This window comes from Serratia sp. BNK-12 (genome assembly GCF_047456085.1).
Lineage (GTDB): Bacteria > Pseudomonadota > Gammaproteobacteria > Enterobacterales > Enterobacteriaceae > Serratia > Serratia liquefaciens.
Window position 1 is genome coordinate 2,443,641 of record NZ_CP179896.1, and the last position, 23,492, is coordinate 2,467,132.

Here is a 23,492-nt window from a genome sequence, read left to right on the forward strand (position 1 = left end):
ATGAGCGGTGGGCAGACAGTACAGTGGTGGAAGCAGGCGGTGGTGTATCAAATCTACCCGCGCAGCTTTATGGACTCCAACGGTGACGGTATAGGTGACCTGAATGGCATTACGGCCAAATTGGATTACTTGCAGTGGCTGGGTATCGACGTGATTTGGATCTGTCCGATGTACCGCTCGCCGAACGACGACAATGGCTACGATATCAGTGATTATCAGGCCATAATGACTGAATTTGGCACCATGGACGACTTTGACTGCCTGCTGGCCGAAGTACACGCCCGGGGAATGCGGCTGATACTCGATCTGGTGGTTAACCACACGTCTGACGAACATCCGTGGTTTATTGAGTCCCGATCATCTCAAGCCAGCGCCAAACGCGATTGGTATATCTGGCGTGACGGTAAAAATGGCGCGGAACCCAACAACTGGGAGAGTATTTTCAACGGCTCGGCCTGGAAATATGACCCCGGCAGCGAGCAATACTTCCTTCATCTGTTCTCGGAGCGTCAACCGGACCTGAACTGGGAAAACCCGCAGGTACGTGCGGCGCTGTACGACATGATGCGCTGGTGGCTGGACAAGGGCATTGACGGTTTCCGCATCGACGCCATCTGCCATATGAAAAAGCAGCCGGGGCTGACCGACATGCCCAATCCGCTTGGGCTGCGTTACGTGCCGTCTTTCGAGCGGCATCTGAACTATGAGGGCCTGCTGGAGTATGTCGATGACCTGTGCGAACAGGTGTTTAATCGCTATGACATCATGACGGTGGGCGAAATGAACGGGGCTTCGGCGGAGCAGGGTGAAGACTGGGTGGGCGAGCAGCACGGCCGCTTGAACATGATCTTCCAGTTCGAGCACGTCAAGCTGTGGGAAAACAACCACCAGCATTCGCCGCATGCCGGAGCAGACGTGCTGGGCCTGAAAGACATCTTTACCCGCTGGCAGACGCTGCTGGAGGGCAAGGGGTGGAATGCTCTGTATGTTGAAAACCACGATATCCCGCGCGTGGTGTCGAAATGGGGCGACGATAAGCAGTATTGGCGCGAAAGCGCCACTGCCATCGCCGCGATGTATTTCCTGATGCAGGGAACACCGTTTATCTATCAGGGGCAGGAGTTGGGGATGACCAATACTCGCTTCGATAGCCTGGCCGATTTTAACGATATTGCCGCCAGAAACCGTTTTGCCAAGCTGCGCGAGCAGGGCATGGACGAGGCGCAGATCCTGGCGTTTCTGGGCCGTAGCGGACGCGATAATTCGCGCACGCCAATGCAGTGGGACGACAGCGCCAACGCCGGTTTCAGCTCAGCCGCGCCCTGGTTTGCGGTCAATGCCAACTATCCGCAGATCAACGTGGCGCGTCAGCGCGAAGAAGCCGATTCGGTACTGAATTTCTATCGGGCGCTAATCTGTCTGCGCAAGCAGGATCCAGTGTGGATCGAAGGTCGCTATCAGTTACAACTGGCGGAACATCCGCATATTTACGCTTATAGCCGCACCCTGGGTACGCAGCGGAGGTTGGTGCTTTGTAATTTGAGCAACGAGGCGCAACGGATAAATTCACAGGTATTAGCGCTGGGTGAATGGCAGCTGGCATTAGGGAATTATCAGGACAGCGGTGAGCTGCAAAGGCTGCGCCCATATGAAACTCGAGTCTATCAGCGGCAAAAAAATCTCAGCTGTATTTAATCCCGGCGGTGTTCGCTCTCCTCGGATGCAGCTGGCTGCATCCGAGGAGACAGGATCAGAAATCTACCGTAGCCTGCAAACTCAGGCTACGGGGTTCGCCCTCGATCACACGCAGGTTCCCTGCACTGGACTCATAATATTCACGGTTGAACAGGTTTTTGACGTTCAGCTTAATCTGGGTGTGTTTACCCACCAGTTTGCTGTCCCAGGCAATAAACGCATCCGCCACGGTATATGCTGGCATGGTAAAACTGTTTTCCGGATCGCCGGCGCGGCGTCCGACATAGCGTCCGCCGCCACCAAGGCGCACATCACCAGGCACTAACGGCACAGTGATGCGATGGCTGAGGTACAGGCTACCCATATTGGTTGGGGCGTTGACCAACCGGTTACCGACGTTATCCGGATTGAGGTTGTCTTCGACAATCTGGGTTTTGTCGTAACTGTAATTGGCCGTAAGATCCCAATCGTGGGCCACTTCACCGTTGAGTTCCAGCTCAATGCCGGTGGAGCGAGCCTTAGGAATGCTGCGGGTCACGCCGTTGATGAAGATCGACATGTTTTCTTCATCTATACGGTACAGCGCCAACGTGGCATCCACCGCCGGAGTGATTTGCCATTTGCCGCCCATTTCATAGGTCGTACCAGTTTCAGGCGTCGCGACGTTACCGTTGTCATCCACCGCCGTCGAGGGGGTAAAGGACTGACTGTAGTTGGCGTACAGAGAAACGCCCGGCGTCAACTTATATACCACGCCAGCCTGCGGCAGGAATTTGTTGCCTTTGTCATTCAGTGTGTTTTGCGGGTTTTGGAATCCGTTGCTGTTGTTCTGGTAGTACGACTGGTAGCGTGCGCCCAGGACGGCAATCCACTGGTCAGTTAAATGAATGCTGTCTTTGGCGTAGACCGAGCGGCTATATAAGCGGCTGCGCAGATTACTTAACGCATCATTGTAAGTGCTGCTGTTGGTTATCGGCGTTTCGCCGTAGACCGGATCGTACATATTAAAGGTATTCGACACCTTGCCGCGGTAAGAGTAGGCCTTGTACGTTTCATTTTTTTCATAGTCAACGCCAACCAGCAGGTCATGCTGCATGCTCAATACCACCGGCGACCCGTTTACGTCCCAGGAATAGTAAGAGGTTTGATGGTTGAAGCCGCGGTTGGCATCCGCCCTGCGTGAAACCACACCGGTTGTAGTGTTGATGGCGGTGGCGCGCACTTCGTTGCTGTCATAGCGTCGCTGCATCCAGGCATAGTTAAAACGGGTGGTCCAGGTACTGTCCAGCGCGTACTCATAATGAGTATTGAGGCGTTTGTTTTTGCCCCAGGCGTGGTTGGCATAGTCGTCCAGCCTGCGGTTATAGGGGACATCGACCGGCGTGCCATTGATAAAGGCAGTGCCGCGATCATAAGGAATATCGTACTTATACTCACTGTAGGCTATGTTGAAGGCCGCTTTATCACCATACCAACTGAGTGAGGGTGCTAACAGCGTATGTTCATTGGTGCCAAAATTGCGCCAGTAATCCTGATGCTGACGCTCGGCGATAAAACGGAAAGCAAAACCGTTTCCCAAAGGGCCGGTGACGTCGAGGGTACCACTGCCGCCACCAAAGCTGCTGGTGGCACCGCTGATGCGGGTATTCCAGTCGTATTGCGGTTTTTTGCTGATCAGATTAATGATGCCGCCGGGATTGAGAATTCCGTACAGCAAAGAGGCAGAGCCTTTCAACACCTCAACGCGATCGGTGGTGGCATCCATGCTCAACCCCTGATTGCTGCGGACACCGTCGACAAATACCGAGCCGTCAGAGTTGACGCCAAAGCCGCGTTTGACAAAGCCGTCCTCCGTGCCGCCCAGGGTATTACCTTGAGTCACGCCGCTGACGAATTTCATCGCATCATTGACGCTTTTAACCTGAAAGTCGTTAATGATCTCAGGCGTGACGACGCTGACGGACTGCGGCACGTCACTGAGCGGAGTGGCTGTTTTACTCCCCGTTGAGGCCGTGTCGGCATTGTAACCCTCAGTGGGAAGTGAGCGCGTGGTCACGGTAAGCGTGTCATCTTCGGCCCAGACGGTGGTCATGGCCAGCCCCGGTAAAACGGTGACGAGGAGGGGAAGTGTACGAAGCGCCGGATGCTTTTTTGTTTTAGTCGGACGTGGGTTTTCTACCTGATGCATACCATTCCATATCAAATTAATAAATAAAAACGATTATCATTATTATTATAATTTGCATGTGTAGGGTTTGTGTAGTGAATGTTTATCAAGCGGGCACTGGTGGGGGAATTTGGCCACATTGTTCCGTGTTGGATTCGGTCGGCGGTGTTTTTATCTGAAGATTAATCGCCAAGATAGCGATATCCGCTCCCTTGCTCTTCAGGCTGCCGCAGAGGTGACAGCTTGAAACATAATAATATTTTTAAATTTTCAATTAGCTGATGCCAGTCCGGTGAAAACTGGCAATAATATCTGTCTGACAGCACATTTTGCGTGCAACGTCAGGCATGTCGGCCAGTGGGTTGGACGCCGTCATGCAGACAGGATTTTTCGTATTTTTTGCAAGCTTCTGGAAGCAAGATGCACACCACTGAGTTACCTGGTGCCACAAAATTACAGCACGCATTAATCGTATTCCTGCTGGTGTTCGGCCTGTGCCTGTTTGGCATTGTGAGCCGTCCCACCGGGCTGTTGTCCTCGTTTTGGCCGGCCAATGCGGTGCTGCTGGCGCTGCTGGTGCGTTATCCGGCGCTGGCCAGCCCTCAGGGTTGGCTGATGGCGATTCTGGGCTATATGGCGGCGGATCTGATCACCGGCAGCACGGTCGTGAAAGCCGCATTGCTCAATGGCGCCAACATTACCGGTGTCGCGGTCGGTTTTTTCCTGTTTATGCGTTTGTCGCCGCAGGTCAGAACGCTGGAACGCACCTCGTCCAGCATTTTTCTGTTCGCCATCTGCCTGACGAGCGCGACCGCCACGGGGTTAGTCGGTGCCGGGGCTTCGGTGCTGCTTTTCGACCGCCAATTCCTGCCCGCCATGGCGCTGTGGCTATCTTCGGAGTTTACCCATTACATTACCCTGATGCCGTTTATCCTGACTTTCCCCACCGACTGGAAAGGCTACCTGCATAGCCTTAACCAGGCGGTGTTCCGCCGTAGCCAGTGGTACAGCATCTGTAGAAAAATGGGGGTGTTAATCCTGCTGCTGGTGGCGTGCATTTGCAGCGTCCTGATCGGCGGCCCCGGTGCGGTGATTTTCCCGATGCCGATCCTGTTGTGGCTGGCAATGACCTTCTCCTTGTTCAGCACCATGATCGCGGTGCTGGCCTATGTATTGTGGTGCCATTTCGCCATCGACATGGGGCTGATTGCGACCAATCTCGACATGAAGCTGTTGCAGAATACGGTGTCGATGCGGCTTGGCGTGGCTTTGTTGGCGTTGGGCCCGATCGCCGTTGCCAGCATGAACTATGCCCGCAATGCATTGTTGCGCAGGCTGGAACATGTGGCGAATCACGATGCATTGACCCACGTATTAACCCGCAGCGCGTTTATGCAGCGCGGTACCAAGCTGGTCAGCCAGAAAGGGGAACACGTCTGCATCATGATGCTGGATATCGACTACTTTAAGTCGATCAACGATCGTTTTGGCCACGCCGGCGGTGACGCGGCGCTGCTGTCCTTTACGCGAGCCATTACCGCTGATCTACGCGATCAGGACCTGTTTGGTCGCATGGGTGGGGAAGAGTTTGCCATTGTTGCGCCGATAGCCCAGCAGCAGGACGCACTGTCACTGGCCGAGCGGCTGCGCCGTCGTGTGGAAATCGAATCCATCACCATGCCCGCCGGAACCTCGTTGCAAATTACCGTCAGTATCGGCATGGTTACCTGCATTGGTGGGTCAGGCCAAAACCTGGACAACCTGCTGAAAATCGCCGATCTGGCGGTTTACAAAGCTAAAAACAGCGGCCGCAATCGGGTCGCCACGCCAGAATTACTCTCCCGCGCTTATACCGACCTCTGAAACCCCTGCGCCCTGTGAATGGTTGACCCCACTAATGGGGTCTAAAATGGTAGAGGGCACCGGCAACTCCGCCGGCGCCACCCCGACTGTCGAATCGACAAGAGGAATCTCCTATGAAATATGTTGATGGCTTTGTAGTGGCGGTGCCGGCCGCCAATAAGGAGGCGTATCTAAAACTGGCTGCTGCGGCAGCTCCTCTGTTTAAGGAATTCGGTGCCACACGCGTTGTTGAGTGTTGGGGCAATGATGTCCCCGACGGCAAACTTACCGATTTTCGTGGTGCGGTGAAGGCCGAAGCCGATGAAGTGGTGGTTTTCAGCTGGATTGAGTACCCCTCCAAGGCGGCGCGTGACGATGCCAACCAGAAGATGATGGCCGATCCGCGCATGAAAGCCTTGGGTGACCAAATGCCCTTTGACGGCAAACGCATGATTTTCGGCGGTTTCGAAGCGATCCTGGATCAGTAGCGGAGGGGGATATCGTGAAAATCACCCAACACTTATGGTTTGAAAAAGATATGGATGCGGCGCTGCGGTGCTACATAGATTTGATCCCCGGCTCCTCCCTGACCTGGCATTCTAGCTTGCCCGCCGATACTCCCAGCGGCCCGGCTGGCAGCGTCAAACTGGCGACTTTTGTTCTCGGCGACCAGCGCTATGCGGCGATTGAAGCCGGGCCCCTGGATCCGTTCAATCACAGCTTTTCCATCATGGTCGAGTGTGCGGATCAGGCGGAAGTGGATCGGCTGTGGGAAGCCCTGAGCGACGGTGGCAGCGTTGAACAGTGCGGTTGGCTGCGCGACCGCTGGGGATTGAGCTGGCAGATTGTGCCCAAACGGCTGACGGAGCTGATGGCTGACCCCGATAGCCTGAAGGTGAAAAGGGTCACCGAAGCGATGCTACGGATGGTCAAGCTGGATATCGCCGGGCTGGAAGCGGCGGCTCGTGAGTAATATGGCCTTGGCAAATGCCCCGCAGAAGGTACGCCTGCGGGGCGTTTTAGATGATTGCCTGTCATTCAAAACCTACCAAAAGTTTATAAATTGACGTAAATCACCTTATTGCATCAATACTGCTCATCTAAAGCTGATTTTTTATCATTTGTCAGCTCAGGCGAATCGCTGCACTCTAGGGCTAACCTTTTTGCAGCGCAGAGAAAAACAATGGAAAAGACACAGATTCAGCAATTAGTGACGCAATTCCCGCTGGTGCAGGAGCTGATCGACCTTAAGCCGGTGACCTGGTTCAACCCGCAAGCGACAACTTTGCAGGTCGGGCTGCCCTTCGTCGGGCTGGGCGCTGAAGACGTCGCTGAGGCAGAACAGCGGCTGGCGCGTTTTGCGCCTTACCTGAGCGTAGCCTTCCCCGAAACTCAAGCCACTAAAGGGGTAATCGAGTCTGAGGTTGTCGCTCTGCCTGCGATGCAAACGGCATTGAATCAACGCTATGGCCTGACGCTGGGCGGGCGGTTACTGCTTAAAAAAGACAGCCATCTGCCGATCTCCGGTTCGATCAAGGCTCGCGGGGGTATTTACGAGGTGCTGGCGCATGCGGAAAAGCTGGCTCTGGAAGCCGGGCTGCTTCAGCTGACGGATGACTACGCCAAGCTGTTTTCGCCGGAGTTCCGCGAGTTTTTCGGTGGCTATCGCATTGCCGTAGGGTCGACTGGTAACCTAGGCATGTCAATCGGCATTATCAGCGCTCGCCTCGGCTTTAGCGTCAGCGTGCACATGTCGGCGGATGCCCGCGAATGGAAAAAGCAAAAGCTGCGCGATAACGGCGTCAACGTGGTGGAATATGAACAAGATTATGGGGTCGCCGTTGAACAGGGTCGTTTGCAGGCGGCGAGCGATCCACGCTGCTTCTTCATCGATGACGAAAATTCGCAAACGCTGTTCCTGGGCTATGCCGTGGCCGGTGGGCGGCTGAAACGCCAGTTTGCCGAGAGCGGCATTCGGGTCGATGCACAGCATCCTTTGTTTGTTTATCTGCCCTGTGGCGTCGGCGGCGGTCCTGGCGGAGTGGCATTTGGCTTGAAACTGGCCTTCGGCGACCACGTACGCTGTATCTTTGCCGAGCCAACGCATTCGCCTTGCATGCTGCTTGGTGTGCATACCGGGCTGCACGACGGTATCTCGGTCCAGGATCTGGGTATCGACAACCAGACTGCCGCGGATGGATTGGCGGTGGGGCGCGCCTCGGGTTTTGTCGGCCGTGCGATGGAACGTCTGCTTGCGGGGTTCTATACCCTGAGCGATGTGGAGATGTTTGCGCTGTTAGGCCTGTTGGATCGACATGAACATATTCAGCTTGAGCCTTCGGCATTAGCCGGCATGCCGGGGCCATGGCGCGTAGCGGCCGATGCGGAGTGGTTGGCGAGCCAGGGGTTGAATGAGGAGCAGATGAACCATGCTACCCACCTGGTGTGGGCAACCGGCGGCGGCATGGTGCCGGAAGCGGAGATGGCGAAATATTTGGCTGCGGCTCAGCAATCCCTTTAATGGCTCAGTAACGAAAGCTCCTGCGCGCCTTCCAACAGGATCGGCAAGATGCGGTCGGTCAGCTCGCTTAGCGGGACATGACCGGCCTGCACACCCACGTTTAATGCGGCGGTGACCCGCCCACCCATCGAGGCGATTGGCACGGCAATTGAACGCAGACCAATCTCCAGTTCTTGATCGTTTATCGCATAACCCTGCGCGCGAACCTTATCCAGTTCGTCGCGCAGTTTGTCGATCGAACCGATAGTGTATTGCGTATAGCGCACCAGGCTGATGCGCTGCAGGTAATCATCAAGCTTATCGGGTGGCAAATGGCTTAATAGCACGCGGCCCATTGAGGTGGCGAATGCCGGTAGGCGACTGCCTATGTTCAGATCAATTGTCATAATACGCTCGGCAGAGGCGCGAGCGATATACAGAATATTGTCGCCGTCCAACGTGGCGATGGAGCAGGACTCATTCAACAACTGGCTGATGTGTTTCAGCACCGGCTGGGTGGCTTTAGCCAGCGGTGTGGCGCCAAGATAGGCGTGGGCCAGCGTCAGAATGCGCGGACGCAGCTCAAAATTCTTGCCGTCCTGCGCGTAGACGAAGCCTAATTTGTTAAGCGTATACAGGCAGCGGCGCACCGCCGCGCGCGGAATACCGGTTTTCTGGCTGATTTGGGAAATGGACATCAGGCGGCGCTGCGGGGTAAAAGCCTGGATCACCTCAAGACCGCGCGCCAGCGACGCCATAAAATTGGGATCGCCCTTGAAAGGATCGCCACTGGCAGGGGACAGTAAAGCATCAGGTGCGGAAATTTCTTCTCCGCCAGCGGTTTTGGTCATCACACAGGCTCCCTGGTTGGCACTTACAGTGTTACATAGCGCAGCGTTGCCATGACGGTCAATCGACGATTACGGATCACCTGATCTTCAGCAGCTTCATGGCTTTCGAACAGCGTATTGAAGGTATACCGGTTGGCCACATAGTGGAAACACAGGCTGCTGATCAAACGGTGCACATCTGTAGCGCTGACGTCCGCAATAAACAGTTGCGCTTGTTTACCTCGCTGCAAAATATCCTCAAGCAAGGTCAGTGCGCTTTGATTCAGCGCCTTGATGCGGAGCGACTGGCGAATGTACTGGCCGCGCATCATGTTCTCCATACAGATAACGCGGATGAAGTCAGGATGCTCAGCATGGTAATTGAAGCTTTCCTCTGCCAGACGGGCCATGGCTTCAACCGGGGGCAATGCGTGCAGATCCAGGCCCGATTCATGCGCGCGGATATGCTGATAGACATGCTCCAACACCTCTATGTAGAGTGACTCCTTATTCTTGAAATGATATACCACCATACGTTTGGTGGTGGCCGCATGCTCGGCGATGTTCTCCATGCGACCGCCTTTAAGGCCGGCTTCAGCAAACTCGCTCAGCGCCGCAGCGAAAATGCGCTGTTTCAGGCCAACGGGGTCATTTTTGCGCTTGGTGGCGGGCATCTCGTCATTCTTCAAAACATCAGTCACTTATCTTTTGGAGGGCACCGGTTAAGATTAACCGGGGTTCGCCGGCAATACAATCTGGCGCGTTAGCGCTTTGCGAAGCTCATCATGTTGAACCACCGTCAGATTACGCAGTAATAATAATGGCGCATCGGGATTATATCTGTATGTGATGATATATCCCCTCTGGTTTTTTTAAAGTTTAGGCAACAGAACATGGAATAGGGGAGGTTAAATAACGTACCGAAAAGGAAATACAAAAGCTTGGTGTTAATTTTTAATTTCCGCCGCGTGGGCGAGCTGATTAATTCTTTAGATATGACATTTTTGCATAAAAATCTTAATTCAGAGGAGAAAAAGTAAGCCACCCGCCGCTGACGGTGATTTGTACTGATGCTCGTTTTCACTGTCTTTTCTAGCCTCCTACGGTTTTGATATTCATTGTTATGAAGATGATTAAGAAGGAAGCGATCTGAACAAAGTGGAGGAGAGGGCAAGAAACTTCAATGTCGGAAGTGTCTTCATTGATGCCAAAGCAAGGATATTATCGGCAAGTCGAATTGGGTATCCGCGGTTAATGGCACAATAGCAGGTGAAATATTGAAGCCAGACAGACAAAAAAAGCCGGAGGGTTGCAAAAGCCAGCGTAATGTCCTGGTTCAGGCTGACTTGCTCCATTTGGTATGCTCGGTGAACGGGAACATCAGGCCCAGAGCCGCTTTGACACGGGTTTCACTTGATAAAGCCCACCTGCAACGGTAGCTAAACCAAGGTGAAATTTTAGCATTTTTTACGATTTCACTTTTAATTTTACATTAACAACGCGGGTTTTGACTTCAATATTATTTTTTTTCACATGCCAGAGTGCAACTTTAGCGCTACTCTCATTTGGCAATGTCTGATCAAGGAAGATGCCATGCGTGGTATGCAGATTAACATAGGGATATGTTATGAATTACTCTGTTAATTCATTGGGTTTTATTATCTTAAAAGCCTCTCCCAAAACACTCTCTTTATATAATGCTGTAAAACGTTTTTTACTTTCACGGAAGAATGCCCGGCTGAAATATTGCGCTCAAAACCCCAGAAAAATAAATTTCCCTGGTGATTCGGTTGTTTTTATTGTCATGGCTAATGCGCTGATTCTCGACGGCGATAATGCAGGGTACTTTCGATAGGAACACTCGTTCAAGAGAGGTTCTATCATTCCCATGTCGGGGTTAAGTTTCGTTACGGTATTTTACCGGGCCAATATTATATATCTGGTAAATATTTTTACTTATTCAGGAGCACACTCAATGAACCAGCGTTTGGACTTTATCGGTATTGGCATCGGTCCGTCCAACCTCAGTATTGCTGCGCTTGCTAGCGAAATCGAGGGATTCAGTTGCAAATTCCTCGAGCGCAAACCGCACTTTTCTTGGCATCCAGGCATGATCCTGGCAGAGAGCAGCATGCAGACGAATTTTTTAAAGGATCTGGTCACTGCCGTTGCCCCTACCAACCCTTATAGTTTTCTCAATTATCTGGTGAAGCGGAAAAAGTTCTACCGTTTCCTGACTACCGAGCAACGCACTGCGTCGCGCGAAGAGTTCGCCGACTACCTGAACTGGGCGGCAACGGGTTTGGACTCACTGGCGTTCAACCAGGAAGTCCAGCATGTGGCGTTTGATGACCAGCAACGACACTTTGTCGTCACCACCCAGAATGATGTGCTCTACGCCAAACACCTGTGCGTGGGGATTGGCAAGCAGATCAAACTGCCTGACTGCGTGACGCAGCAAAATGATCAATGCTTCCACGCCAGCGAAATGATGCTGCGCCAGCCGAATCTTACCGGAAAACGCGTGGCCATCGTGGGCGGGGGGCAAAGCGGTGCCGATCTGTTCCTGAACATTTTTAAAGGGGAATGGGGTCAGCCAGAACACCTGAGTTGGCTGTCCCGGCGCAACAATTACAACGCTCTGGATGAAGCGGCATTTGCTAACGAGTATTTTACGCCTGAGTATGTCGAGAAGTTCTGCACGCTGGGCAATGAGGCCAAACGGCACATGCTGCACGAGCAAAAAATGACCTCTGATGGCATTACCAGCGAGTCTCTGTTGGCGATTTATCGCGCCATGTATCATCGCTTCGATGTGCTCCGTGAGAAGCGCTGGGTCCAACTGTTGCCCAGCCGTTCAGTGACCGCCCTCAGCACCAAAGACAATGCCTATCGGTTGGAGACGCAGCATCACCTTGATCAAGGTCGGGAAACCTTTGACGCCGACGTGGTGATTTTTGCGACCGGCTATCAACAGGCACGCCCGGCTTTTCTTGACTCCCTGGCCGGCGTTTTATCAACCACCGCTGATGGACAATACCGCATTGCCTCTGATTTTACCCTGGCACGATCAGGAGCCGAGGGGAACTGTTTGTTTGCCGTCAACGCCAGCATGCACCACCACGGCATTGCCGATCCCCAACTGAGCCTGATGGCTTGGCGTTCGGCCTGCATTCTCAATCGCGCCTTAGGCCGCAACCAGTTTGATTTAAGCACCACCCCGGCGATGATCCAGTGGCGCAGTGAGCAAGAAAAAGCCACCGCTTCAGCTTCCTTTGGTGTCTAACCGTCACCGTTTTAATATTTTCGTCATAATGATGAGACAGGGCGTATGAGAAAAAACATTAATAAATTTATCATGAATCAACTGGCGACATTTACGCCGACGTTCAAGACGAAATTTATCTATAAAAAGGCATTTGGAAAAAAATTAAACCTTAATCCGCCGGTGACGTGGAACGAAAAAATCAACTACCTCAAACTGAACGGTTACAGCAAAAATGCGCTGGTCACGCAGTGTGCGGACAAATACGCCGTGCGCGAGTATTTGAAGGCGCAGGGATGCGAAGAGATTCTCAATGAGCTGTACTTCGCCTGCGACTCGGTCGATGAGATCCCTTGGGATTCTTTGCCCGACAAGTTTGTCATCAAAGGCAACCATGGCTCCGGTTACAACCTGATTTGCCAGGATAAAAGCAAGCTGGACATCGGGCGCGCCTCTAAAATCATAGATAACTGGATGCGGGAGGACTATTGGAAGGTCTACGCGGAATTAAACTACAAGAAAATCAATAAAAAGATAATCGGTGAGAAGTATATAGAGTCAGCGGGCGGTCATGGCCCCGAAGACTACAAAATATACTGCTTCAATGGCGTTCCATACTGCACGTTACTTTGTGTCGGCAGGGACAAGGGCATGCCGAAATATTACTTTTTCGATAAGGACTTCAAGTTTCTGTGCTACAGCCAAGACTGTCTGGCCCTAGGCCCAGAAGAGATTGCGGCTTTTGTTAAGCCGGAAGGTTACGATGACCTTTTTGACTACGCCAGAAAGCTTTCGGCGCCGTTTGAGTTTGTCCGTGTCGATTTCTATATCTCCAATGGCAAAGTCATCTTTGGCGAGTTGACCTTCACACCCTCAGCCGGGATTGATACGGATATCCTCGAACCCACGGATATTCTGCTTGGGGAGATGCTTAAACTGAAATAACCGCGTGTGTGTTCAATAGCTCGCAAGAGAAGTCCCCCCGACACCCTGTGGCCCCGCAGGGTGTTTTTATTGGTGCGCAGCCAGTCTTGTTTCTTCAATGTTAATCGGCTCACAGAATCCATGCTCCATCGCCTTACGTGAATGCGACGTATCTTTCTGAAACTAATCTGGTTATGTGAATGTCCCTCTTTTCTCGTTCGGTTATCGCACGCTAATTGATTTAACAATATTGAAACTTATAGCTGCCGATGCTTTGATAATTAGGCGATTAACGAACCAAGTTTCGATAATCGCACAATTAGCGGCTTTGCCAGGGGAACGCCTGGTCGTATCCGCAGGGTTTATTTCGCCAGACCAACCCAGGAAACGCTCTATGTCCCAGCCAAACACGTTAGAAATTCAGTCGTTTATCAATGAAAACCCTTTCTCACGTTACCAGTGGTTGATCCTGGTTCTGTGCTTTTTGACCGTGGCGTTGGACGGTTTCGACACCGCAATCGTCGGTTTTATCGCTACCTCACTGGTACAGGACTGGGGGATTGAGAAAACCTCGCTGGGGCCGGTAATGAGTGCCGCCCTGGTTGGCCTGGCGGTTGGCGCGCTTACCGCCGGACCGCTGGCGGATCGTATCGGCCGCAAGAAGGTGCTGGTACTGTCGCTGATCCTGTTCGGCGGCTTCAGTTTATTGACGGCCTTTGCCACCACGCTGCCGATGCTGACGCTGTTGCGCTTTTTAACCGGCCTGGGATTGGGCGCAGCGATGCCGAACGCAGCCACTTTAATGTCGGAATATGCACCGGAGCGTAAACGGGCACTGTTGGTAAACCTGATGTTCTGCGGTTTTCCGCTGGGATCGTCGATGGGGGGCTTCGTCTCCGCCTGGCTGATCCCGCATTTCGGCTGGCAGAGCGTGATGGTGTTGGGTGGGGTAATGCCGCTGCTGCTGGCGGTGGTGTTGATTGTCGCGCTGCCGGAGTCCGCGCGATTTATGGTGGTGCGCGGCTACCCGGCGCAGCGTATCGCTGCCGTACTTAAGCGTATTGCACCGCTCAATCTCGCCGAACCGCTGCACTTTAGCCTGAGTGAAGACGGGCAGGTAAAGAACAAGTCGGCGCTGGGGGTGATTTTCTCCCCTCGTTATCTGTTGGGGACGCTGATGCTGTGCCTGACTTATTTTATGGGACTGATGATTTTCTACCTGTTGACCAGCTGGTTGCCGCTGCTGATCCGTGAAACCGGGGCTTCTATCCGTCAGGCATCGCTGATTACCGCGCTGTTTCCTTTGGGCGGCGGTATCGGCGTGCTGATCATCGGTTGGCTAATGGATCGCATGAACCCGCACAAGGTGGTGGCGGTGGGCTATCTGCTGACCGGAGTGTTCGTCTGCGCGATTGGTTATGTCTACACCGATCCGTTGCTGATGGCCGTGACAGTCTTTATCGCAGGAACCTGCATGAATGGCGCTCAGTCTTCGATGCCTGCACTGGCCGCCGGTTTCTATCCCACCCAGGGACGAGCGACCGGTGTCGCCTGGATGCTGGGGCTGGGACGCTTCGGCGGCATTCTGGGGGCCATGAGCGGCGGGGTACTGATGCAAATGCAGCTGTCGTTCAGCACCATTTTTACGCTGTTGGCGATCCCTGCACTGGTGGCGGCACTGGCGCTGGTAGCCAAACACTTTTCCAGCAAAGCGGCGGCATTGCCCGGTTCGCTCAACAAAGCCTTATAAGGAGATAATCATGCGGACACAAATAGCGATTATTGGTGCCGGTCCAGCCGGATTGATGTTGTCGCACCTGCTGCATCTGCAAGGCATCGAGTCGGTAGTGCTGGAGTCACGCAGCCAACAGGCGGTGGAATCGACCATTCGCGCCGGGGTACTCGAACAGGGAACGGTGGATTTGCTCAATCAAACCGGGCTGGGCGAACGCATGCGCAGAGAAGGGGCGCAACATCATGGCATCCGGCTGGCATTTGGTGGCCAACAATACCGGATCGACTTGACGGAACTGACCGATCGGGCGATCACCGTTTATGCTCAGCACGAGGTGCTGAAAGATATGATTGCCGCACGGCAGGCCGCGCAGGGGCAACTCCATTTTGAGGTGGAGGAGGTGGCACTGAAGGGGCTGGACGGCGAAAGGCCGCAGGTACATTACCGCCACAACGGCGAACAACGACGGCTTGACTGCGATTTTGTCATTGGTTGCGACGGGTTCCATGGCATCAGCCGGGCCGCGATGCCCGGTGGGCTGCGTGAGGACTATACCCGGGTTTATCCCTTCGGCTGGTTCGGCATTTTGGTGGACGCGCCGCCGTCCAGCGACGAACTGATCTACGCCAGACATTCACGCGGATTTGCGCTGATCAGCACCCGTTCGCCGGGCGTGCAGCGCATGTATTTCCAATGTGATCCGGCGGAGAATGTTGACCACTGGTCAGACGATCGCATCTGGAACGAACTGGAAAGCCGGCTGGAAAATCACGATGGCTGGTCGCTGAAAAAGGGACGTATCTTCCAGAAAAACGTGGTTGGCATGCGCAGCTTCGTCACTGAGCCTATGCGCTGCAAACGCCTGCTGCTGGCCGGGGACTCGGCGCATATCGTGCCGCCGACCGGGGCAAAGGGGTTGAACCTGGCAATGGCGGACGTCTGCCTGTTGTCGCAGGCGCTTGAGGCATTTTACCGGCATAAGAGCTGGCGGCGACTGGACAGCTACAGCGATGATGCCCTGCAACGGGTTTGGCGCGCCGAGCATTTTTCCTGGTGGATGACCAATATGCTGCACACCCACCAGGACGACAGCGCATTCCAGCAACGCCTGCAGCTTTCGGAACTGCAATACACCGTGAAGTCACGCAGCGCCATGACGGTGCTGGCGGAAAACTACGTCGGTTCGCCCTTTCAGATGATGTGAGTGAACACCATGGCTGGCCGGAGCCCGCCATGGTGGAAGGGATCAGAGCGGGGCGGAGGGGGATGCCGTTTGATCGTACCCCCCCCAGACTGACTGATCGAAGTTAACGATAGAACCGGTCATCAGGCCGGATTCATCGCTGGCCAGGAAAGCGACGGTACGTGCCACTTCTTCTGGCTGAATCAGACGACCAAAAGGCTGCTCGGCGGCGGCTTTTTCCAGCCAATTATCCTCGGCACCATGATATTGCTTCATTATGCGGTCTTCCCCTTCGGATGCCATCCACCCGATGTTCAGACCATTGACGCGGATCCGGTTGCGTAACAGGGCGTAGGCGGTGTTGCGTGTCAACGTAGCCAATGCACCTTTCGACGAACAGTAGGCGGAGATAAAAGGCTGCCCGGCCAACGCTGACATGGAACAGATGTTAACAATGCTGCCCGCCGTATTTTCACGACGCATAATTTTTATCGACTCTTGCATCAGATAAAACGGCCCGCGAACATTGGTGGCAAACATCTTGTCGAACAGCTCGGGTGCCGTATCGATGATGGTGCCGCGATCGGTCATGCCCCCGGCGTTGACCAGAACATCGACGCGGCCAAATAATTCATCTGTTTTAGCGATAACCTGGCGACAGTCTTCCACGGAAGATAAATCGGCGCGTACAAAAATCACTGGGGTGTCAGTTTCTGCATTTAACCTCTCAGCGATTTCTGCGCCTTTTGCCTGGTTTCTTCCGCAAATAATCACTCCAGCAGCCCCTTGCTGGCTAAAATGGCGCGCGATTGCGGCCCCCAGCCCCTGCGTGCCACCGGTGATGACGGCCACTTTTCCGACTAACTGATCCATCATATATCTCCTTCTGTATAGCGATAGCCTGCCGCGCTGAGCGCTTTGCACAGGGTGTTATAGCCGAGACGGGCATACTCAAGGGGCGGCGCTTTGGCCGGATCCTGTTCGGCTTCAACCACAAACCATCCCTGATAACCTATAGCGGCAAGCTTATTAATGACGGCGGTGAAGTCGATGGATCCATCACCCGGTACGGTATAAACCCCCTTCAATACGGCATCCAGAAAAGAGTCTTTATGGCGGTCGATACCGTTTAGCACATCCGAACGGACATCTTTGGTATGCACATGGATGATGCGATCGCCATGTTTTTCCAGCACCCTGACAGGGTCCACGCCGGCGAACACCAAATGTCCGGTATCAAATAACAGGCCAACGTCTTTACTGGTTGCCGCCATTAAGCGGTCAATATCCTGTTCATCTTCAATTGCCGTGCCCATATGATGATGGAAGGCGAGCGGCACGCCGAAATCCTTGCAGAAGGCGGCGAATCGAGACAGTTTGTCGCCGTACTCGCTGATTTCTGCGTCGGACAACCGACGTCGTTCAGCCAGGGGGACGTTCTGCCGGTTCTGGATGGTACCGGCAGTCTCTCCGTAAACCAGGCAGGCGGCACCGCAGTCGCGGAAAAGTTGCATTTGTGGCAGCGAGCGGCTGATTTCTTCGTTCAGGCTGTTATCAAGCAGCGTGCCCGAATACCATCCCGAGACCAGTTCAAGCTGGAAGTATTTCAGGGTAGGTTTGAGCTCCTCACTGGTTTTTGGGAATTTGCCGCCCGTTTCAACGCCCTGAAACCCCGCAAGGTGGCTTTCAAACAGGCAGGTTGCCAACGAAGTTTCGCCCCCTAGCTGAGGGAGATCGTCATTCGACCAAGCGATAGGCGCGATGCCAAGCTTTGCTTTAAGAACCATGTTCTGCCCCTTCTTTAAATGCCGATACGCTGATTTTTTCGTCCTTCGAGATGTTCGCGATACGCCTGGTTAACGCTCTCGCGCTCGCTCACCTCCGGCACGCCGACATCCCACCATGCATCTCCGGGCGTCCAGTGGTGGGCGTCGGTGGCAATGGAAATTACCGTGGTACGATCGTTGCCTTTAGCCCATTTAAGGGCGTCTTCAAGCTGTTCGAGCGAGGTCACCTTGCGGGCATCAGCCCCCATCGACTCGGCATTGGCGACGAAATCCACCGGGAAAGGCTCTTTCACGCGGCAATCCTTCAGCAGGTTATTGAAGGAAGCACCGCCTTTGGCGTTCTGCAAACGGTTGATCACCGCATAACCGCCGTTGTCGCACACCAGTAAAATAAATTTATGACCGGACAGTACGCTCGAATAGATATCTGAGTTCATCATCATGTAGGTGCCGTCCCCAATCATGACGAAGACATCCTGTTTTTTGCCCGCCATGGCGGCTCCCCAGCCTGCAGAGAGCTCATAACCCATACAGGAAAAACCGAACTCGCAATCGAAGGTGCCGGGATCTTTGACACGCCAGCCTTTCACCAACTCGCCAGGCAGCCCGCCGGCGGCACTGATGATGTAATCTTCCGGCGCCGCCACTGCATTCACCACGCCGATCACCTGGGCGTAGCTGGGGACATCGGTGGTGACCCCAGGTTCTTGGGTTTTTGCAATCAGTGCGTTCCAGTCAGCAAAAGCCGCTCGTCCCTTAGCCAACCAGGCGGGCGCGGCCACCCATTCGCCCAGTGCATGATTTAGCTCGATGATCCCTTCGCGGGCATCGCACACCAGCGGAATAGCGCGGTGTTTATGCGCATCAAAGCGCGCAGCATTGAGTGAAATGAACTGTGCCTGTTGATCGAATACCGTCCATGAACCGGTGACGAAATCCATCAACCGGGTTCCTATGGCGACCACGACATCGGCTCGGGAAGCCAACTCATTGGCTGAGGTGGAACCAAGGATACCAATTGGCCCCATATGGATAGGGTGGTCGTGCGTAAAAGCGCCTTTACCGGCAATGGTTTCCACGACGGGTATGCCATGGCGAACCGCGAAAGCCTCCAGTTCAGCTTCCGCCTGAGAGTAGCGCACGCCTCCACCAGAGATAATCAATGGGCGTTTGGCGTTCATCAGGCATTGTGCTGCGTGAGCAAGCTGAAGGCGATCGGGCCGTGGACGAGGCATCAGATGCAACTGCGGGGCGAAAAAGGCTTTCGGGTAATCCCAGGCCATTTCCTGCACGTCCTGACACATGCCGATAAAGGCCGGGCCGCAGTCGCCCGGATCCAGCATGGTGGCCACGGCCTGCGGCAGCGAGGACATGATTTGTTCAGGATAGGTGATGCGGTCCCAATAGCGGCTTACCGTTTTGAAAGCATCGTTGATGGTTTGTGTCGGATCGTTGAAATGCTCGATCTGTTGCATTACCGGATCCGGATGCCGCCGCGCAAAGCTGTCGCCGCAAATCATCAGCATGGGCAAACGACTGGTGTGCGCGACGCCGGCAGCGGTTAGCAGGTTGGCGGTACCCGGCCCGATCGACGCGGTAACCACCATGATCTGCCTGCGAACCATCGCCTTGGCAAAACCAATAGCCGCAAAACCCATCGATTGTTCATTTTGGCCGCGCCAGGTTGGCAATATATCCTGAACTGCTTCCAGCGCTTCACCCAGACAGGTGACGTTGCCATGGCCAAAAATCCCATACACGCCGGGAAAAAGCGGGACGCGTTCGCCCTCGATTTCCGTAAACTGGTTGCTCAGATAACGAACGACTGCCTGAGCCGCTGTACAACGAATCTTGGCCATATCTTCCCCCATTCGGATTGGACGCCTGAAAGCAGCATGATTTTTTTTGCATTTTAAATTGCTGTTTATTTTACTTGGCAATAAAAATTGCAAATTCAAACGACAAGACTCCCATCCCGACAGGGCAGAAGTCTGTTTTAAACGTGACTCAACTGCGATGACGCTTGCGGTTCCCCTCAGTGCGCTTTTCACGCTCGGTAATGGTTTCAATGCAGGGCTGGGCTTTTTCCGGCTGTAATGCCGCAGCCAATGCCATCGCAATGCTCTGCGCCAGACACACCGGCGCCGCCAGAGATCGCGAAAAACTGTATTCTTCTTCCGGTATGGTAAACAGCACTTTTGCACTTTTCGCCAGTGGTGAAAGCTGACTGTCAGTAATGGCCACAATAGGGATGCCACGCGCACCGGCATCATCCGCAATGGCGATCACTTCTTTCGCGTAATGGCGAAATGCTATGGCAATAAGCACATCATTTTCCCGCATATTGTTGGCCATTTGCGGTGCCAGTCCCCCGGCAGCATCCAGCAGTATCACGCGACGATTGAGCATGGTTAAAAGGTACCGCATCAGCGACGCGACAGGTTCCGAGCGCAACTGGCCGGCAATATAGACAGTTTCAGCCTCCTTCAGCAGATGGGCGGTCTCATCGAGATCCTGTTCGGTGATGTTATTCAATAACTCCTGCAGCGTTGCGATATCACGAATGACCAGACTTTGCAGGAAACCCAAGCTGCCTTTTTCATCATTTTTTCGCAGATCATTTTCCAGTGCGGTGATCCGCTCGTTGTAACCGGGCGCTGCCGTAGCCAACCGCGTCTGGAAAACGCTCTGCATCTGTTTAAAACCGCTATAACCAAAAGCCTGGGCAAAACGCACCAACACCGATGGATGTAATCCGCATTTGGCCGCCACGGCGTTAATCGACTCCAGAGCAACCGTATTGGGGTTCTGGGTTATGTAGCGTGCCGCCTGCTGATAGCGCTCCGACAACTGCGGATAGCGTCGGGTGATTTCGTTGACGACCTGCTCGTAATTGTCATGAGGTAGCGGTTTCAGCGCGGCCAGAGTTGGGTCTGTTTTTTTCACCATCAGAATTTCCTTTCCAGGCATTAGCCAGTCATTTTCCAGCACGCTACAGCAATAAAAATTGCAAGTAAAACTCACATGCAATTATTTCTATCTCATTTGCCTTGGGCTGGGAAAAATTCTTCGTGAGATTTGTGATTCATCTCTAAAATATTTATTTCAATTACGGGTGTGCATTGAAATTTTCAAACCAAAATAATTTTTAATGTCTTGATATATTTGAGTTTAAATCGATTTTAATAATGATTTTTTGCCCAAGGTGATGTTGTTGCAACTTTTATTGCTGTGTGTCTAGTATTGCAAATATTGATGCTTTAGCGGCACTCTGCCGAAGCAAAATGCTGAGGGACAACCCATCATGTATGAAAATTTTGGACAGTTTATCAACGGTGAGTGGTGTACCGGCCGTGGCACCGAAAGGATAACGGTGATCGACCCGGGCAAGGGCTGCGAGTTGGGTCAGATTAAGGCGGCGTCTGCGGTGGATACGCTGGTTGCGTTGGACTGTGCCGATCGAGCATTTCCCGGCTGGAAAAACACACCGGCCTGGCAACGCGCGGATCTGCTTCAGGCGGTAGCGCGTGCCATGGTGGCGATAACGCAAGAAGCTGCAGTGATGGTTTCGAAAGAAAGTGGCAAACCCTTGGCGCAGGCAAAACGTGAATGGGAGCTGTCTGTCGATCAGTTTATTTGGCATGCGGAAGAGGCGCGGCGCATCTATGGGCGAATTGTCGAAAGTCGCGTTCCCGCAGGCCGCTGCGAAGTCCTGCATGAGCCGATCGGCGTGGTGGCGGCGTTCACCGCCTGGAATTTCCCGGTGGTATTGGTGGCTCGCAAACTGGCCCCCGCACTTGCCGCAGGCTGTACGGTGGTGTTGCGTCCTTCGAGTGAAGTACCGGGTTCCGCGATGCTGATCTTCGAATGTTTGCGTCAGGCTGGGCTGCCGGCCGGCGTCGCCAACCTGGTGGTGGGGCCGACCGCAACCACCTATGGGCCTTTAATGTCATCGCCAACGGTCAGGAAGGTTTCCCTGACTGGCTCTACGCAAATCGGTCGGCAGATGATCCGCGATTCTGCATCAACCATCAAGCGGCTCAGCATGGAGTTGGGCGGCAATGCGCCAGTAGTCATTTTTAACGACGCCGATATCGATAAAGCGCTAGATCTCTCAGTTGCCACGAAATTTGCCAACAGTGGTCAGGTGTGTGTAACCGGCGATCGTTTTTATGTTCATGAACACTGCTATCAGGCCTTTGTGGAAGGCTTTGCTCGGCGAGCCAGCCAGCTGAATGTGGGTTATGGGCTCGATGAAGGCACCACCATGGGGCCGCTTATCAACATGAAACGGCTTCACGCGATCGAAGACATCGTTACCGACGCGCGCGCCAAAGGCGGAAGAGTGGTGACTGGCGGGCATCGTCTTGAACTTGGCGGGGGCTATTTTTATGCGCCCACGGTGATTGCCGATTTACCCGACGATGCGCTCGCAATGGCTGAGGAGAATTTCGGCCCCATTGCGGCAATCACTTCTTTTAGCGACAGCGAAGCCTTATGGGACAGGGTTAACAATTCCAATTTTGCTCTCTCGGCCTATGCCTTTACGCGAGATCCGGCTCGGATCCGCGAAGCCGTTTCTCGCTTCGAGTCCGGCATGGTGGGGATCAACAGCTATGCGCTGGCAGCGGCTGAAGTGCCGTTCGGGGGGATCAAGGCCAGCGGTATGGGACGTGAAGGGGGTTCAGAAGGTATCCACGACTACATGAACACCAAACTTGCACAGATCGTGGTTTAAGGAGCCGCAATGAAACGCAATAACGTCAAAAAGCGTTGGGATGAGGGGCAAACGGTGTTGAACGGCTGGCTGAGCGTTGCCAGCGCCTTTACCGCCGAGATTATGGCTGAGCAGGGGTACGATGCGCTCACGATAGACCTCCAGCATGGGTTTGTCGGTTACGAGCAGGCAACCCATATGCTGCAGGCAATGCGCGCCAGCGGAATAGCCCCGCTGGTCAGGGTGCCCTGGCTCGAACCGGGCATGATCATGAAAGCGCTGGATGCCGGGGCCTGGGGCATTATCTGCCCGATGGTAAACACTGCCGAGCAGGCCCGCACCCTGGTTTCCTGCGTGCGTTATCCCCCCACTGGCAGCCGGAGTTTCGGCCCGACCCGTGCGGTGATTTCTGCCGGCGCGGACTATGGTCAATTCGCCGATGAGCAGGTGGTCTGTCTGGCTATGATCGAGACGGCCGAGGCCGTTGAAAATATCGAATCCATTGTGGCTACGCCAGGTCTGGACGGCGTTTACATCGGCCCGGCGGATCTGACGCTTGGCTTGACCGGTCGAAAATACCGTACCGGGTTTGACCGAGACGAGCCCGAAATCATCGAAGCCATAAAGCATATCCTGGCCACTGCGCATCGTGCAGGCAAGAAGGCAGGGTTGCATAACGGCACTGCCGCCTATGCCGCGCAAGCCGCTGAATGGGGCTTTGACCTGGTGACGGTATCCAACGACGTACAACTGCTGCGGTCCGCGGCTTCAGCCAGCGTGGCGCAGTTTCGTCAGTTGAATGGCGAAGTCAAAGACGCAGAGCACGCCGTTCGGGGAGGGTACTGAA

19 protein-coding genes are annotated in these 23,492 nt (G+C 54.0%); 12 read left to right on the forward strand and 7 right to left on the reverse strand.

Translation table 11 applies throughout. The features are described from left to right. Positions 1-1,695 (forward strand): glycoside hydrolase family 13 protein, encoded by a 1,695-nt coding sequence (locus ACMGG1_RS11260; RefSeq protein WP_414161387.1) that lies wholly within the window; start codon positions 1-3, stop codon positions 1,693-1,695. 55 nt (positions 1,696-1,750) lie between these two features. Here the strand turns inward: ACMGG1_RS11260 and ACMGG1_RS11265 are convergent, their stop codons facing one another. Further along, on the reverse strand, positions 1,751-3,787 hold the full coding sequence (locus tag ACMGG1_RS11265) for a TonB-dependent siderophore receptor (protein WP_414161388.1): 2,037 nt from the start codon (positions 3,785-3,787) through the stop codon (positions 1,751-1,753). A 495-nt stretch (positions 3,788-4,282) separates the two neighbouring features. Between ACMGG1_RS11265 and ACMGG1_RS11270 the strand changes: the two genes are divergently transcribed. From ACMGG1_RS11270 to ACMGG1_RS11285, 4 genes are all read left to right on the forward strand, one after another. Further along, complete coding sequence (locus tag ACMGG1_RS11270) at positions 4,283-5,725, forward strand: diguanylate cyclase (RefSeq protein ID WP_176983540.1); 1,443 nt, start codon at positions 4,283-4,285, stop codon at positions 5,723-5,725. A 113-nt stretch (positions 5,726-5,838) separates the two neighbouring features. After that, positions 5,839-6,192: a DUF1428 domain-containing protein gene (locus ACMGG1_RS11275; protein ID WP_414161389.1), complete on the forward strand. Its 354-nt coding sequence runs from the start codon at positions 5,839-5,841 to the stop codon at positions 6,190-6,192. Positions 6,193-6,206: 14 nt separating this feature from the next. After that, positions 6,207-6,677: a VOC family protein gene (locus ACMGG1_RS11280; RefSeq protein WP_130015785.1), complete on the forward strand. Its 471-nt coding sequence runs from the start codon at positions 6,207-6,209 to the stop codon at positions 6,675-6,677. Positions 6,678-6,887: 210 nt separating this feature from the next. Further along, positions 6,888-8,225 (forward strand): D-serine ammonia-lyase, encoded by a 1,338-nt coding sequence (locus tag ACMGG1_RS11285; protein WP_142815166.1) that lies wholly within the window; start codon positions 6,888-6,890, stop codon positions 8,223-8,225. Here ACMGG1_RS11285 and ACMGG1_RS11290 read toward each other — a convergent pair. Together ACMGG1_RS11290 and ACMGG1_RS11295 are read right to left on the reverse strand one after the other, a co-directional pair. Beyond that, positions 8,222-9,055, reverse strand: a complete 834-nt coding sequence (locus ACMGG1_RS11290; RefSeq protein WP_400826589.1) for an IclR family transcriptional regulator C-terminal domain-containing protein — start codon at positions 9,053-9,055, stop codon at positions 8,222-8,224. The genes ACMGG1_RS11285 and ACMGG1_RS11290 overlap by 4 nt on opposite strands. Positions 9,056-9,078: 23 nt before the next feature. After that, positions 9,079-9,708 carry a TetR/AcrR family transcriptional regulator gene (locus ACMGG1_RS11295; protein ID WP_122079422.1) on the reverse strand — a complete coding sequence of 210 codons (630 nt, stop codon included), beginning with the start codon at positions 9,706-9,708 and terminating at the stop codon, positions 9,079-9,081. A gap of 953 nt (positions 9,709-10,661) precedes the next feature. On the opposite strand from ACMGG1_RS11295, the gene ACMGG1_RS11300 reads away from it, so the two are divergent. The 5 genes from ACMGG1_RS11300 (at position 10,662) to ACMGG1_RS11320 (ending at position 16,162) form a co-directional block, all read left to right on the forward strand. Next, entirely contained in the window at positions 10,662-10,889 is a 228-nt protein-coding gene (locus ACMGG1_RS11300) for a hypothetical protein (RefSeq protein ID WP_414161390.1), read from the forward strand. A 120-nt stretch (positions 10,890-11,009) separates the two neighbouring features. Continuing rightward, positions 11,010-12,320: a lysine N(6)-hydroxylase/L-ornithine N(5)-oxygenase family protein gene (locus ACMGG1_RS11305; RefSeq protein ID WP_414161391.1), complete on the forward strand. Its 1,311-nt coding sequence runs from the start codon at positions 11,010-11,012 to the stop codon at positions 12,318-12,320. Between the two features lie 45 nt (positions 12,321-12,365). Then, a complete protein-coding gene (locus ACMGG1_RS11310) occupies positions 12,366-13,244 on the forward strand; it encodes an ATP-grasp fold amidoligase family protein (protein WP_130015781.1) in 879 nt (292 codons plus the stop codon). Positions 13,245-13,617: 373 nt separating this feature from the next. After that, positions 13,618-14,973 carry an MFS transporter gene (locus ACMGG1_RS11315; protein WP_414161392.1) on the forward strand — a complete coding sequence of 452 codons (1,356 nt, stop codon included), beginning with the start codon at positions 13,618-13,620 and terminating at the stop codon, positions 14,971-14,973. A 10-nt stretch (positions 14,974-14,983) separates the two neighbouring features. Then, the gene (locus tag ACMGG1_RS11320) at positions 14,984-16,162 is read left to right on the forward strand and encodes a 4-hydroxybenzoate 3-monooxygenase (RefSeq protein ID WP_414161393.1); all 1,179 of its coding nucleotides are present in this window, start codon (positions 14,984-14,986) and stop codon (positions 16,160-16,162) included. A 42-nt stretch (positions 16,163-16,204) separates the two neighbouring features. On the opposite strand, the gene ACMGG1_RS11325 is transcribed toward ACMGG1_RS11320, so the two are convergent. The 4 genes from ACMGG1_RS11325 to ACMGG1_RS11340 all read right to left on the reverse strand — a co-directional run bounded on the left by ACMGG1_RS11325 (position 16,205) and on the right by ACMGG1_RS11340 (position 20,877). Then, on the reverse strand, positions 16,205-17,017 hold the full coding sequence (locus ACMGG1_RS11325; protein WP_170868559.1) for an SDR family oxidoreductase: 813 nt from the start codon (positions 17,015-17,017) through the stop codon (positions 16,205-16,207). After that, a complete protein-coding gene (gene iolE, locus ACMGG1_RS11330) occupies positions 17,014-17,928 on the reverse strand; it encodes a myo-inosose-2 dehydratase (protein WP_128865241.1) in 915 nt (304 codons plus the stop codon). The genes ACMGG1_RS11325 and iolE overlap by 4 nt, the downstream gene beginning before the upstream one ends. 14 nt (positions 17,929-17,942) lie before the next feature. Continuing rightward, positions 17,943-19,787, reverse strand: coding sequence for a 3D-(3,5/4)-trihydroxycyclohexane-1,2-dione acylhydrolase (decyclizing) (iolD, locus tag ACMGG1_RS11335; protein ID WP_414161394.1), 1,845 nt, complete (start codon positions 19,785-19,787; stop codon positions 17,943-17,945). A 148-nt stretch (positions 19,788-19,935) separates the two neighbouring features. Further along, positions 19,936-20,877 (reverse strand): MurR/RpiR family transcriptional regulator, encoded by a 942-nt coding sequence (locus ACMGG1_RS11340; RefSeq protein WP_046373490.1) that lies wholly within the window; start codon positions 20,875-20,877, stop codon positions 19,936-19,938. A gap of 355 nt (positions 20,878-21,232) precedes the next feature. Here ACMGG1_RS11340 and ACMGG1_RS11345 point away from each other — a divergent pair, with 355 nt between their 5' ends. Together ACMGG1_RS11345 and ACMGG1_RS11350 are read left to right on the forward strand one after the other, a co-directional pair. Next, positions 21,233-22,666 (forward strand): NAD-dependent succinate-semialdehyde dehydrogenase, encoded by a 1,434-nt coding sequence (locus ACMGG1_RS11345; protein ID WP_414161395.1) that lies wholly within the window; start codon positions 21,233-21,235, stop codon positions 22,664-22,666. Between the two features lie 9 nt (positions 22,667-22,675). Next, on the forward strand, positions 22,676-23,491 hold the full coding sequence (locus ACMGG1_RS11350) for an HpcH/HpaI aldolase family protein (protein ID WP_046373492.1): 816 nt from the start codon (positions 22,676-22,678) through the stop codon (positions 23,489-23,491). Position 23,492 lies beyond the last annotated feature (1 nt).